At 74.0% G+C, this 12,634-nt stretch carries 12 protein-coding genes; 3 read left to right on the top strand and 9 right to left on the bottom strand.

The annotated features are described in order from the left end of the window. Positions 1–45: 45 nt before the first annotated feature. Entirely contained in the window at positions 46–1,296 is a 1,251-nt protein-coding gene (locus ACZ3YL_RS01210; RefSeq protein ID WP_188303044.1) for a cobalt-precorrin-5B (C(1))-methyltransferase, read from the top strand. Positions 1,297–1,474: 178 nt separating this feature from the next. After that, positions 1,475–3,004: a UDP-N-acetylglucosamine 1-carboxyvinyltransferase gene (locus ACZ3YL_RS01205; protein ID WP_188303043.1), complete on the top strand. Its 1,530-nt coding sequence runs from the start codon at positions 1,475–1,477 to the stop codon at positions 3,002–3,004. Positions 3,005–3,041: 37 nt separating this feature from the next. Here ACZ3YL_RS01205 and ACZ3YL_RS01200 read toward each other — a convergent pair whose 3' ends face one another. The 6 genes from ACZ3YL_RS01200 to ACZ3YL_RS01175 form a co-directional block, all read right to left on the bottom strand. Then, positions 3,042–3,548: a protein-tyrosine phosphatase family protein gene (locus tag ACZ3YL_RS01200; protein WP_465654567.1), complete on the bottom strand. Its 507-nt coding sequence runs from the start codon at positions 3,546–3,548 to the stop codon at positions 3,042–3,044. A 28-nt stretch (positions 3,549–3,576) separates the two neighbouring features. After that, complete coding sequence (locus ACZ3YL_RS01195) at positions 3,577–4,095, bottom strand: DinB family protein (RefSeq protein ID WP_188303041.1); 519 nt, start codon at positions 4,093–4,095, stop codon at positions 3,577–3,579. Positions 4,096–4,152: 57 nt separating this feature from the next. Then, on the bottom strand, positions 4,153–4,935 hold the full coding sequence (locus tag ACZ3YL_RS01190) for a cobalt-precorrin-6A reductase (protein ID WP_465654565.1): 783 nt from the start codon (positions 4,933–4,935) through the stop codon (positions 4,153–4,155). Beyond that, positions 4,932–5,693, bottom strand: coding sequence for a precorrin-4 C(11)-methyltransferase (gene cobM / locus ACZ3YL_RS01185; RefSeq protein WP_465654563.1), 762 nt, complete (start codon positions 5,691–5,693; stop codon positions 4,932–4,934). The genes ACZ3YL_RS01190 and cobM overlap by 4 nt, the downstream gene beginning before the upstream one ends. Next, on the bottom strand, positions 5,690–6,928 hold the full coding sequence (gene cbiE / locus ACZ3YL_RS01180; RefSeq protein ID WP_465654561.1) for a precorrin-6y C5,15-methyltransferase (decarboxylating) subunit CbiE: 1,239 nt from the start codon (positions 6,926–6,928) through the stop codon (positions 5,690–5,692). Before cbiE ends, cobM begins: the two co-directional genes overlap by 4 nt. A gap of 192 nt (positions 6,929–7,120) precedes the next feature. Next, positions 7,121–7,570: a gamma-glutamylcyclotransferase family protein gene (locus ACZ3YL_RS01175; protein WP_465654559.1), complete on the bottom strand. Its 450-nt coding sequence runs from the start codon at positions 7,568–7,570 to the stop codon at positions 7,121–7,123. A gap of 133 nt (positions 7,571–7,703) precedes the next feature. Here ACZ3YL_RS01175 and ACZ3YL_RS01170 point away from each other — a divergent pair, with 133 nt between their 5' ends. Next, entirely contained in the window at positions 7,704–8,723 is a 1,020-nt protein-coding gene (locus ACZ3YL_RS01170; RefSeq protein ID WP_465654557.1) for an EamA family transporter, read from the top strand. Between the two features lie 122 nt (positions 8,724–8,845). Here the strand turns inward: ACZ3YL_RS01170 and ACZ3YL_RS01165 are convergent, their stop codons facing one another. The 3 genes from ACZ3YL_RS01165 to ACZ3YL_RS01155 all read right to left on the bottom strand — a co-directional run bounded on the left by ACZ3YL_RS01165 (position 8,846) and on the right by ACZ3YL_RS01155 (position 12,475). Continuing rightward, positions 8,846–9,409, bottom strand: coding sequence for an EF-hand domain-containing protein (locus tag ACZ3YL_RS01165; RefSeq protein ID WP_188303035.1), 564 nt, complete (start codon positions 9,407–9,409; stop codon positions 8,846–8,848). A 271-nt stretch (positions 9,410–9,680) separates the two neighbouring features. Then, the gene (locus ACZ3YL_RS01160; RefSeq protein ID WP_465654555.1) at positions 9,681–11,468 is read right to left on the bottom strand and encodes a dipeptide ABC transporter ATP-binding protein; all 1,788 of its coding nucleotides are present in this window, start codon (positions 11,466–11,468) and stop codon (positions 9,681–9,683) included. Positions 11,469–11,482: 14 nt separating this feature from the next. Then, complete coding sequence (locus ACZ3YL_RS01155; protein ID WP_465654553.1) at positions 11,483–12,475, bottom strand: ABC transporter permease; 993 nt, start codon at positions 12,473–12,475, stop codon at positions 11,483–11,485. Between the last annotated feature and the right edge of the window lie 159 nt (positions 12,476–12,634).

Raw genomic sequence — 12,634 nt, 5'->3', positions numbered from 1 at the left:
GGCCGGTGCGCGAGCGCCGGCCCGCAGCACGGAAGCGAGGCGCAGGTGGCCGCAGCGGGAGCCGAGCCGGGAGGCCGGGCCGGCCAGCTGAAGAGCAGCGGTCTGCGGCACGGCTGGACGACGGGCGCCTGCGCCACCGCCGCCACCAAGGCCGCGTACACCGCGCTGCTCACCGGCGACTTCCCGGACCCGGTGCCCATCACCCTCCCCAAGGGGCAGCGGCCCGCCTTCGCCCTCGCCGCCGAGCGGCTGACCACGGCTGCCGAGCAGCCGACCACGGGCGGCGGAGACCAGACCACAGCCGGCGGGGAGCGCGCCACGGGCGGCGAAGTCCTGAGCAGGGCCGGCGGGGAGCTCGCCACAGCCGGCCAGGAGCGGACCAGCGCCATGGCCGGGGTGGTCAAGGACGCCGGCGACGACCCCGACGTGACCCACGGCGCACTGGTCCGGGCGACCGTACGCTTCGGCGAACCCGGCACCGGGGTGGTGTTCCGGGCCGGCCCCGGAGTCGGGACGGTCACCAAGGCGGGCCTGCCGCTGCCGGTCGGCGAGCCCGCGATCAATCCGGTGCCCCGCCAGATGATCCGCGACGCCGTGGCCGAGGTGGCGGCCGCGCACGGCGGCAGCGGGGACGTGGTGGTGGAGGTCTCCGTCGACCACGGCGAGGAGATCGCCCGCTCGACCTGGAACCCCCGCCTCGGTATCCTCGGCGGGCTGTCGATCCTCGGCACCACCGGGATCGTCGTCCCCTACTCCTGCTCGGCCTGGATCGACTCGATCCGCCGCGGCGTGGACGTGGCCCGCGCGGCCGGGCGCACCCATGTGGCCGGGTGCACCGGTTCGACCTCGGAGAAGGTCGCGGTCGCGGTGCACGGCCTGCCCGAGGACGCGCTGCTCGACATGGGCGACTTCGCCGGGGCCGTCCTCAAGTACCTCAAGCGCCACCCGGTGCCCCGGCTGACCATCGCGGGCGGCTTCGCCAAGCTGTCGAAGCTCGCCTACGGCCACCTCGACCTGCACTCGGCGCGCTCCCAGGTGGACAAGGGCTACCTGGCCGAACTGGCCCGGCGCGGCGGGGCGGACGAGGAACTGGTCGCGGCGGTGGCGGCGGCCAACACCGGCCTGGAGGCGGTGCAGTTGTGCCGGGCGGCCGGGGTGCCGCTGGGGGACCAGGTCGCCGAGGCGGCCCGGGCGACGGCGCTCGGTGTGCTGCTCGGCTCGCCGGTGGCGGTGGACGTCATCTGCATCGACCGCGCGGGCACCATCGTCGGCCGGGCGGAGCCACTCGGGCCGTGACGGCGCTCGGGCCCTGTACGGCAGCGAGTTGAGGGTCTCCCTTGCGCAAAGAAACCTCAGCAATATCGCGTGGTGATGTGAAGATCCGACGTTCATACAGGGTGAGAAACGGACAAAAGTGGCGCCATGCCTGCTGTTGATTCTGGTGCCATCTCAACCATGAGATATGGTCTGCCGAGTGACAGGCGACTACCTCACCCGTATCGGCACCCTCATCCGTACCGCTCGCCAGCACCGCGGCTGGTCCCAGGCGCAGCTCGGCGAGGCCCTCGGCACCAGCCAGAGCGCGGTCAACCGCATCGAACAGGGCAAGCAGAACGTCAGCCTTGAGATGATCGCGCGCATCGGCGATGCCCTCAACAGCGAGATCGTCTCCCTCGGCTACTCCGGGCCGATGCACCTGCGGGTCACCGGCGGCACCCGCCTCTCCGGCGCCATCGAGGTCCGCAGCAGCAAGAACGCCTGCGTCGCGATCCTCTGCGCCTCGCTGCTGACCACCGGCCGCACCACGATCCGCAGCGTCGCCCGGATCGAGGAGGTCTACCGCATCCTCGAGGTGCTCACCAGCATCGGCGTCAAGAGCCGCTGGCTGAACGAGGGCCGCGACCTCGAACTCACCCCGCCGGCCGAACTCGACCTCGCCGCGATGGACGTCGAGGCCGCCCGCCGCACCCGCAGCGTGCTGATGTTCCTCGGCCCGCTGATGCACCGCGCCCAGCGCTTCGCCATCCCGTACGCCGGTGGCTGCGACCTCGGCACCCGCACCGTCCAGCCGCACCTGACGGCGCTGCGCCGCTTCGGCCTGGAGGTCGCCACCACCGGCGGCGCCTACCACGCCTCGGTCGAGCCGGGTACCCCGCTGGACCGCCCGATCGTACTGACCGAGCGCGGGGACACCGTCACCGAGAACGCCCTGCTGGCCGCCGCGCGGCACGACGGCGTCAGCGTCATCCGCAACGCCTCGCCCAACTACATGGTCCAGGACCTCTGCTTCTTCCTGGAGAAGCTGGGCGTGAAGATCGAGGGCATCGGCACCACCACCCTCACCGTGCACGGCGTCCCGCAGATCAGCTGCGACGTCGACTACACCCCGGCCGAGGACCCGGTGGAGGCGATGAGCCTGCTCGCCGCCGCCGTGGTCACCTCCTCCGAGCTGACGATCCGCCGGGTGCCGATCGAGTTCCTGGAGATCGAACTCGCGGTGCTGGAGGGCATGGGCCTCGACTACGACCGGACCCCGGAGTACCGGGCCCACAACGGCCACACCCGCCTGGTCGACCTCACCGTGCGCCCCTCCAAGCTGACCGCGCCGATCGACACCATCCACCCGATGCCGTTCCCCGGCATCAACATCGACAACGTGCCGTTCTTCGCCGCCATCGCCGCGGCCGCGCACGGCACCACGATGATCCACGACTGGGTCTACGACAACCGCGCGATCTACCTCACCGAGCTGACCCGGCTCGGCGCGGACGTCAAGCTGCTCGACCCGCACCGCGTCCTGGTCCAGGGCCCGACCCGCTGGCGCGCCGCCGAGATGATGTGCCCGCCCGCACTGCGCCCGGCCGTGGTCATCCTGCTCGCGATGCTCGCCGCCCAGGGCACCTCCGTCCTGCGCAACGTCTACGTCATCAACCGCGGCTACGAGGACCTCGCCGAGCGCCTCAACTCCATCGGCGCCCAGATCGAGACCTTCCGCGACATCTGACCGTCCGCCTGACGGATCGTCCATTCCACGGTCGGCCTCAGCCGCTGAGGCCGGCCAGCAGGGCCGCCACGTCCAGCCCGGTGTTCAGGTAGTCCACGAACACCGGGTTGTTCAGCGCCCAGGGCGAACGCCGCTCCCGGATCAGCCGGACCGCCTCGGCCGGATCGTGCCCGAGGCCGACCAGCGCCTGCGCGACCACCAGGCCCGAGCGGTTGTAGCCCGAGTGGCAGCGCACCAGCGTCCGACGGCCCCGGCGCACGGCGGCGGCGGTGAGGTCCGCGGCCTCCTGGACGGCGAGCAACTGGCCGGGGGAGAGCGGCTGGTCGGGCACCTCTCGGACGATGTGCTCCACCCCGGGGGCCGGGCCGTGCCCGGGCCGTGTGAACAGGCTCACCACCAGGTCGAACTCGCCCCGGGCGACCGCTGGTTCCAGCTCACCGCCGGGCGGGGTGAAGTGGTGTCCGCCCATCCAGAGCCCGGGAAGGACCTCGTTCCAGGGCTCCGGCGGTCCGGGGACGTCGCGGTCCTTCTGGCGGGTCCGCACGTGTGCTCCTTCCGGCCCCCCGGTGCGGCTACTCGCCCGTGCTGCCGTCGAGGTGCTCGCGCAGCAGGTCGGCATGGCCGTTGTGGCGGGCGTACTCCTCGATCATGTGGGTGAGGATCCAGCGCAGCGAGAACACCTCCTCGCCGTGGCGGCCCAGGACGTCCAACGACTCTGCGGCGGCGACGAGTTCCCGGGCGTGGTCGCACTCTCGGCGCCAGACGGCGAAGGCCTCCGCCGGGTCGGCGGTCTCCACGTCGAACTCGGCGAAGCTGCCGTCGGGATGCTTCCAGAAGCCGGGCCGGCCTTCGTCGGCGAGGACGTTGCGGAACCAGCCGCGCTCCACCTCGGCGAGGTGGCGGACCAGCCCGAGCAGGGAGAGCCCGGAGGGTGCCAGCACCCGGGTCCGCAGCTGGTCGGTGGTCAGGCCGGCGCACTTCATCGCCAGGGTGTCCCGCTGGAAGTCCAGGAAGCTGGCCAGGGTGGCCCGTTCGTCGGCCGTCTGCAGGGTGGTGGTGCGCGGGGTGGCGGTGGGCTGAGTATCGGTCATCGGGCCATCGTGCCTCATGGCCTGAGCATCCGGCTGGCATTATTCTGCGGGCGAGAGCTACCCCAGCTGCTCCAACCACCGCACCGCGCCCGGCACGTCCGCTGCGACCGGCACGCCCTCCGGCACCGGCGGGCGCTCCACCACGACCACGGGCAGGCCGAGTTCGCGGGCGGCGGTGAGCTTGGGCGCGGTCGCGGCGCCCCCGCTGTCCTTGGTGACGAGCACGTCGATCCGGTGCTCGCGCAGCAGCGCCCGCTCGCCGTCGAGGGTGAACGGGCCGCGCTCCAGCAGGACTTCGAGCGAGGATGGCATCGGTGGCTCGGGCGGGTCCACCGAGCGGGCCAGGAAGTGCAGCCCCTCCAGGTGGGCGAAGGCGCCGATGCCCTTCCGTCCGGAGCTGAGGAAGACCTTCCGGCCGAGGCTGGGCAGCAGCTCGGCGGCCGCCGCCAACGAGGGCGCGAGGTGCCAGCGGTCCCCGGCGACGGGCGCGAAGCCGGGGCGGCGCAGCACCAGCAGCGGCACCCCGGTGGCGGCGGCCGCGAGGGCGGCGTTGTGCGACATCCCGGCGGCGAACGGGTGGGTGGCGTCGACCACGGCGTCCACCGCCTCGGCGCGCAGCCAGGCGACGAGCCCGTCCGGGCCGCCGAAGCCGCCGATCCGCACCTGCCCGACGGGCAGCCGGGGTCGGGCGACCCGCCCGGCCAGCGAACTGGTGACCCGCAGACCCGGCCGGCCGTCCAGCGCGGCGGCCAGCGTCCGCCCCTCCGTCGTCCCACCGAGGACCAGCACATGGGCAGGGGTGCGGGTCGGGCTGTGCAGGGTCGGGCTGTGCAGGGTCATGCGCCGCAGGGCTCGTGCGGCCGCTCGCGGTCCGCCGAGTACAGGTGGCTGTCCCGGAACTGCTCGGCGGCGAGCGTGCGGCCGACCAGGATGACGGCGGTGCGCACCACGCCCGCCTCCTTGACCTGCCCGGCGATGTCGGCGAGCGTGCCGCGCAGCACCAGCTCGTCGGGCCGGCTGGCCATCGCGACCACGGCGGCCGGGCAGTCTGCGCCGTAGTGTGGCAGCAGCTGCTCGACCACGTCGTCCACGTAGCCGGCCGCCAGGTGCAGCACCAGCAGGGCGCCACTGCGGCCGAGGGTGGCGAGGTCCTCGCCGTCGGGCATCGGGGTGGCGCGCTTGGCGATCCGGGTGAGGATGACGGTCTGGCCCACGGTCGGCACCGTCAACTCCCGCTTCAGCGCTGCTGCTGCGGCGGCGAAGGCGGGTACGCCGGGGACCACCTCGTACGGCACGCCGGCCGCGTCCAGTCGGCGCATCTGCTCGGCGACGGCGGAGAACACCGACGGGTCGCCGGAGTGCAGCCGGGCGACGTCCCGGCCCGCCTGGTGGGCGGCGACCAGCTCGGCGATGATCTGGTCCAGGTTGAGCTGTGCGGTGTCGACCAGCCGGGCGCCGGCCGGGCACTCGTCCAGCAGCTCGCGCGGGACGAGGCTGCCGGCGTACAGGCAGACCTCGGCGCGGGCCAGGACGCGCTGGCCGCGCAGGGTGATCAGGTCGGCGGCGCCCGGGCCGGCTCCGATGAAGTAGACGGTCACGAGGCGTCCTCCTGAGGGGTGTTGGGCTTGACGGCGGACCACTGGGTGACCGGCATGGCCTGCCGCCACCCGGTGAATCCGCCGACCGGGACGGCGTGGGCGACGGCCAGTTTGACGAGTTCCCCGCCGTGGCGCCGGTACCACTCCGTGAGCAGTGCCTCGGACTCCAGCGTCACGGTGTTGGCGACCAGTCGCCCGCCCGGGCGCAGCGCGGCCCAGCAACCATCCAGCAGGCCGGGGGCGGTGAGGCCGCCGCCGATGAACACGGCGTCGGGGGTGGGGAGTTCGGCGAGCGCGCCGGGGGCTCGGCCGGTCACCACCCGCAGCCGGGGCACGCCCAGCGCGGCGGCGTTGCGCTCGATCCGCTCGGCCCGGACCGGGTCGCGTTCGATGCTGACGGCCCGGCAGTCCCGGTGGGCGCGCAGCCACTCGATGGCGATCGAGCCGGAGCCGCCGCCGACGTCCCAGAGCAGTTCGCCGGGGGAGGGGGCGAGGGTGGCCAGGGTGGCGGCGCGCACGTGCCGCTTGGTGAGCTGGCCGTCGCTCTCGTACGCCTCGTCGGGCAGGCCGGGGACGAGGGAGCCGCGCGGACCGTCACCGAGCTCGACGGCGATCAGGTTCAGCGGATCGCCGGGCGGGTGCGGCCAGGCGTCGGCGCGGCCTTCGAGCTGCCGTTCGCGGGCGTGGCCGAGCTGCTCCAGCACGCGCAGCCGGGCGGTGCCGAAGCCGCGCGCGGTGAGCAGGGCGGCAACGGCGGCCGGGGTGTGGGCGTCGGCGCTGAGCACCAGCAGGCGGCGCCCGGCGTGGAGGGTGAGCGCGAGGGTGTCCAGGGGCCGGCCGACCAGGCTGACCACCTCGGTGGCCTCCAGCGGCCAGCCGAGCCGGGCGCACGCGTGGGAGGCGGAGGAGGGGTGGGGCAGCACGCGCAGCCGGTCGGCGCCGACGGTCTCGGCGAGGGTGCGGCCGATGCCGAAGAACATCGGGTCGCCGCTGGCGAGCACGGCGATCCGACGGTCGGCGTGGTCGGCGAGCAGCCCGGGGACGGCTGGGCGCAGCGGGGACGGCCAGGCGACGCGTTCGGCGGTGACGGCGTCCCGGGGGAGCAGGTCCAGCTGCCGGGGACCGCCGATGACCACCTCGGCGGACTGCAGTGCGGCCCGGGAGCCGTCGGCGAGGCCGGGCCAGCCGTCGGCCCCGATCCCGACGACGGTGATCGGAGGGGGCAGCTCGGGCACCGGGTGGCTCCTCGTCGTTCGTTCCTGCTGGCCGGGGCAGCCTACCTGGCGGTATGCGGGCGGGATCCGGCGAGGTGACGGCGGACGGCGGGCGGCGAACAGGTCTCAGCGAACAGATGTCAGCCAACAGATGTCAGCGAACAGATTTCAGATGTTGAACGCTGAAAGCTGAACGTCGTCAGCCGTCAGCCGTCAGCCGCCGACCGCCGTCCAGTCCCCGGAGGCGATCAGCGCGGGCCGGGCGCGCAGCCGGGCCTCGGCCGCCGGCCCAGCCAGGTACACCCAGGCGTCGCACAGGTCGCCGGCCGCCGTCCGCACCGCCAGCCGCCGCCGGACGTACAGGCCCGTTCCGTCGGCCCGGCAGTCCTCCAGAAGGTCCAGCGCCGTGAGCGCCCCGGGGTACGCGCCGGGGCGCAGGGTGATCAGCTCGCCCACGACCCGGCGCCCGGGCGTCGGGTCCGGCACCGCGTACGGGAACCCGGGGCCGTCGTGCAGGGCCGCGCCCTCCAGCACCGCCGGGCGGATCCCGGCGCAGCGTCCGGCCAGGTGGCGGGCGTGATTGTGGCCGCCGCTGCGCAGGGTGCCGTACACGAAGAACGGCAGCGCGGCCCCGGCCGTCGGGGCCTGCTCGGAAGCGGACACGGATTCGACCTCTTCGCTGGGGGAGCGCCCACGGTACGTCCTGCCGACCGATCCGTGGAACCCACTGGCGCACCGGGCCGTCGATGCGCTGTCATATCGGATGTTCAGCCAGCACCGTCCTAGGGGGACACGCATGACATCGCCCGCCTCCTCACAACCGGCAACGACCCCCGGCAGAGCCCCCGCCGGCCCCTCCCCGAGCACACCCACCGCCCCCCGCCTCTCCGGCGCGGTCTGGCTGGCCCTCGCGGTGGTCTACGTCGTCTGGGGCTCGACCTACCTCGCGATCCGGATCGTGGTCGAGACGATGCCCTCCTTCTTCTCCGCCGCCGCCCGCTTCCTCACCGCCGGACTGCTGCTGGTCGGCTACCTGCTGGTCCGCCAGGGCCCGGCCGGCCTACGGGTGAGCGGCCGTCAGCTGGCCTCCGCGGCCCTGGTCGGCGTGCTGCTGCTGACCGGCGGCAACGGTCTGGTGGTGCTCGGCGAGACGTCCGTCCCGTCCGGACTGGCCGCCCTGCTGGTGGCCGCCGTCCCGCTCTGGATGGTCGTGCTGACGGCCTTCGGCGGCGGCGAGCGCCCGAAGCGGGCCGAACTCGCCGGTGTGCTGCTGGGCCTGGTGGGCCTCGGGGTGCTGTCCGCCCCCGCGATCGGCGGGTCGATCAAGCCGGTCGGGGTGATCCTGATCATCGGCGCCACCCTGAGCTGGGCGGTCGGCTCGTTCGCGAGCAAGAAGATCCCGATGCCGGGCAACGTGCTGGCCGCGAGCGCCTACCAGATGCTGGCCGGCGGCCTCTGCGACCTGCTGGTCGGACTGGCCCGCGGCGAGCAGCGCGGACTCGACCTCGGGGCCGTCTCCGGGCGGTCCTGGCTGGCCCTCGGCTACCTGGTGCTGTTCGGTTCGCTGCTCGCCTTCACCGCGTACGCCTGGCTGCTGCGCTCCGCCCCGCTGACCCTGGTCGCCACCTACGCCTATGTGAACCCGGTGGTCGCGGTGCTGCTGGGCTGGCTGATCCTGGCCGAGCCGCTGACCGGCCCGACGCTGGTGGGCGGGGCGATCGTGGTGGCGGGCGTCTGCCTGGTGGTGAGCGTCAGCCGGCGCCCGTCCGGCCGGCGTCCGGAGCGCCCGGCGAAGGCGCCGTCCGGCCGCGGCTGAGCCGCCCCGGACGGTACGCGCCGTCGCCGGGCGGACCGTCCCGGCCGCCTGACCGGGGCGATCCGCCGGCGCACCACTCAGGGAGGGGGGAAGGCCAAGGAAGGGGCGCGGGCCCGGCCGGGTCAGAGCGCGGAGGGCGGCTTCCCCGTCCACCAGTTCCCCGGCGCCTCCGGGTCGCGACTGGTCCAGTACTCGATGATGGCGCTGGTGAACTCCTCGGCGGACAGCGTCCCGTCCCCGTCGAGGTCGAGGTGCCGGAAGGCCTCGTCGGCGTCGTCGCGGCAGAGCCCGGCGAAGTGGCCGCGCTGGAACACGAAGAACTCGCCGGCGTCCACCGTCCCGCTGCGGTCGGCGTCGGCGACGACGAGGAAGGACTCGGCCAGGGAGCCGAGGATCTCCCGGGCGGCGTCCGGGTCGTCGGCGAGCGCGGCGGTCGCGGCGACGAACTGCTCGCGGGTGATGGCCTCCGTCCCGGCGGGCTTTCCGGCGAGGTGCAGGTCGTGCCAGACCGTCAGGTAGGCGCGGACGATGACGGCCTCCGCCTCCGAGCCCTCCTGGTGGCCGAGCGAGCGGGCCACCGAGTGGCCCATCAGCACGTGGTCCCGCTCGGTGAGCAGGCCGTCTCCGTCGGCATCGAGGTAGTCGAAACCGTGGTTGATCTTTGCGATGAGCAGGTCGTCCGACAATGTGCCCCCTCCGGTGGCGATCCGCGCGGCACGTCGAGTGACGGCACGTCGCCAGCACGCTAACGCCTCGGACCGCGCCCGCGCAGCCGAACGAAGGCCGAACGCCGGCGCCCGCCGGGCCCGGCTCAGTCCATGACCGGCAGCCTCGTGATCGGTGCCGGACATCATCGACGGTCCTTCCTGGTCGAACCCGAAACCCTTCGATCATCACCGTTACGACCCCGATCGTGCCAACCCTTTCCGGGCCCGGCCGCCATGCGGCCCGGAGGCCTCAGCGCACCGCCGCCAGCAGCTCCCGGGTGTACTCGGTGTGCGGCGCGTCGAACAGCTGCTCCCGGTCAGCCGACTCGACCAGCCGCCCCCGGTGCATCACCGCCACCCGGTCGCAGAAGTGCCGGACCACCGCGAGGTCGTGCGAGACGAACAGGAAGGCGACGCCCAGCCGTTCGCGCAGCTCCATCAGCAGATTGAGCACCTGCGCCTGCACCGACACGTCGAGTGCCGAGACCGGCTCGTCCGCGATGATCAGCCGCGGCTCGGGGGCCAGGGCCCGGGCGATACCGATCCGCTGCCGCTGCCCGCCGGAGAACTCGTGCGGGTAGCGGTCCAGGTGCCCGGCGGGCAGCCCGACCTGCTCCAGCAGCTCGGCCGACCGCTCCCGCCGCCGCGCCGCGTCCAGCGGGGTGTGCAGGCGCAGCGGGGTGTCGAGGGTCTGGGCGACGGTGCGACGCGGGTTGAGCGCGGCGTACGGGTCCTGGAACACCAGCTGGATCTCCCGGCTGAGCCGGCGCCGCAGCTCTTGGTCCGGGTGGGCGACGTCCCGGCCGTCGTAGCGCACCCGGCCGCCGGTGGGCCGCTGCAGTCCGGCCAGCACCCGGGCGGTGGTGGACTTGCCGGAGCCGGACTCGCCGACCAGACCGACCGTCTCGCCCGGCGCGATCCGCAGGCCCAGCCCGTCGACCGCCCGGACCGGCTCGGCCCGCAGCGCGGGGAGACGCCGCCCGGGGAGACGCCGCCGCCTGGGGAAGTGCCGCCGCCCGGGGAAGTGCACCGAGAGGTCCTCCACCTCGACCAGCCAGCGCCCCGGGGGCTCGGCCGTCCGCACCCGGGGTGCGAACCTCCGTGATGGTGGCGGATCGTCAACCGTCGGCAATGCGCTGCCTGGCACCGAATCGAGCCGCAGCGCCGCCCCCACCAGTGCGCGGGTGTACGGCCGGCGCGGGGCGCCCAGCAGCTCGTCGGTCGGCGCGGATTCGACCTCGGCCCCGTCGCGCAGCACCAGGGTGCGGTCCGTCGTCCCGGCGACCACCCCGAGGTCGTGGCTGACCAGCAGCACCGCCGTGCCGTGCTCGCGCTGCAACTCGCCCAGCAGGTCGAGGACTTGCCGCTGGACCCGGGCGTCCAGCGCGGTGGTCGGCTCGTCCGCGATCAGCAGTCGGGGGTCGTTCATCAGCGCCATCGCGATCATCACCCGCTGCCGCATCCCGCCGGAGAACTGGTGCGGGTGGTCGCGCAGCCGGGCGGCCGGGATGCCGACCCGGTCGAGCATCGCGGCCGCGCGCCGACGGGCCTCGGCGCGCCCGGCCCGCGGGTGGTGCAGCCGGTACATCTCGGCGAGTTGGGCGCCCACGCCGTGGAAGGGGCTGAGCGAGGTGAGCGCGTCCTGGAAGACCAGCGCCGCCCGGCCGCCCCGCACCCCGCGCAGCGCGGACTCCCCGGCGCCCACCAACTCCTGCCCGTCCAGCCGGATCGAGCCGCGGACGGTGGTGGTCCGCGGGTCGTGCAGGCCGAGGACGGCCAGCCCGACGGTGGACTTCCCGGAGCCCGACTCGCCCACCAGGCCGAGCACTTCACCCGACGCGAGGTCGAAGGACAGGCCCCGGACGGCGGTCACCGGAGCGCCGCCGCGCGGATCGGCGAACTCGACCGTCAAGTCCCGCACGCTGAGCACCGGCTCGGCCGAGTCCCGCACACCGAGCACTGGCTCCGCCGAGTCCTGCGCACCGAGCACCGATTCGACATCCACCGCGTGACCACCGTGGGATTCAAGAGACTTCATCGTTGCGGCTCCCCTCAGCCCAGCCTGATGCGCGGGTCGAGCCAGGCCACCACCAGGTCCGCCAGCGCGACGAACAGCACCACGAAGCAGGCGGCCGGCAGCACCGCGCCGACCACCGCGGGCAGGTCCTGCCCGGACACCGCCTGGGCGGCGAACCGCCCGACCCCGTTCAGCCCGAACACCGTCTCGGTGATCACCGCCCCGCCGAGCAGCACCCCGGCCTCCAGGCCGAGCAGCTGCACCAGCGGCCCGGCGGCGCCGCGCGAGGTGTACTTCAGGTGGGCGCGCAGCCGCCCCAGCCCCTTGCCGCGGGCCGTGCGGACGTACTCCTCGTTCATCGTCTCCAGCAGCTGGGAGCGCGAAAGCCGGGCGAAGACAGCCGAGTTGACGAAGCCGAGGACGAGCCAGGGGAGCAGCATCCCGCCCGCCCAGGCGGCGAGGTCCCGGCTCGGCGGGGTGTAGGAGGGCAGCGGCAGCAGGCCGGTCGAGTAGACCAGCGCCCACTGCGCGACGTACCCGAGGAAGGAGATCTGCACGCTCGCGCCGACCAGGGTGAAGCCGGACAGCAGCCGGTCGGTGCGCCCGCCGTGCCGCAGCGCGGAGACGAACCCGGTGCCGAGGCCGAGCACCAGCAGGACGGCGAGTGCCCCGGCGGTCAGCGAGAAGGTGACCGGCAGGTGCTCGGCCAGCGCCTCGGTGACGGGCTGGTGCAGCCGGTAGGAGTAGCCGAGGCAGGGTGCCGCGCAGTGGATGACCGAGCCGTCCACGTCGCTGATGTCCCGCCCGGCCACGACACCGGCGAGGTAGTCGCTGTACTGGGCGAGCAGCGGCTGGTCCAGGCCCATGCTCTGGCGCACCGCCGCGATCTGGCCGCTGTCGCAGCGCGGGCCGCAGGCGGCCCGGGCCGGGTCGGCGGGCGTGGCGTAGAAGAGGGCGAAGGCGGCGGCGGAGACCGCGACCAGGACGGCGAGGGCCTGGAGGGTGCGCCGCAGGGCGAAGGAGAGCATGGCCGGTCCGGGGTCGACGTGACGGGGGAGGCGGGGGAGGGGAGCGGCCGGGGTGCCCCCCCCCCCCCCCCGGGGGGGCGGGGAACCCCCCCCCCCCCCCAACACAAAAAATAAAAACCACACAAACCCCCCCCCCCCCAAAAAAGGGTGTTTTAAACC

The sequence above is a fragment of the Kitasatospora sp. NPDC023176 genome, assembly GCF_055560495.1.
This window is presented reverse-complemented; position numbering and strand designations above follow the sequence as displayed.

Excerpts from the sequence above, each read along its gene's own strand:
- ACZ3YL_RS01170 (WP_465654557.1), top strand. The coding sequence starts at position 7,704 with ATGACATCGCCCGCCTCCTCACAACCGGCAACGACCCCCGGCAGAGCC.
- ACZ3YL_RS01160 (WP_465654555.1), bottom strand. The coding sequence starts at position 11,468 with ATGAAGTCTCTTGAATCCCACGGTGGTCACGCGGTGGATGTCGAATCG.
- ACZ3YL_RS01195 (WP_188303041.1), bottom strand. The coding sequence starts at position 4,095 with ATGACCGATACTCAGCCCACCGCCACCCCGCGCACCACCACCCTGCAG.
- ACZ3YL_RS01155 (WP_465654553.1), bottom strand. The coding sequence starts at position 12,475 with ATGCTCTCCTTCGCCCTGCGGCGCACCCTCCAGGCCCTCGCCGTCCTG.
- ACZ3YL_RS01190 (WP_465654565.1), bottom strand. The coding sequence starts at position 4,935 with ATGACCCTGCACAGCCCGACCCTGCACAGCCCGACCCGCACCCCTGCC.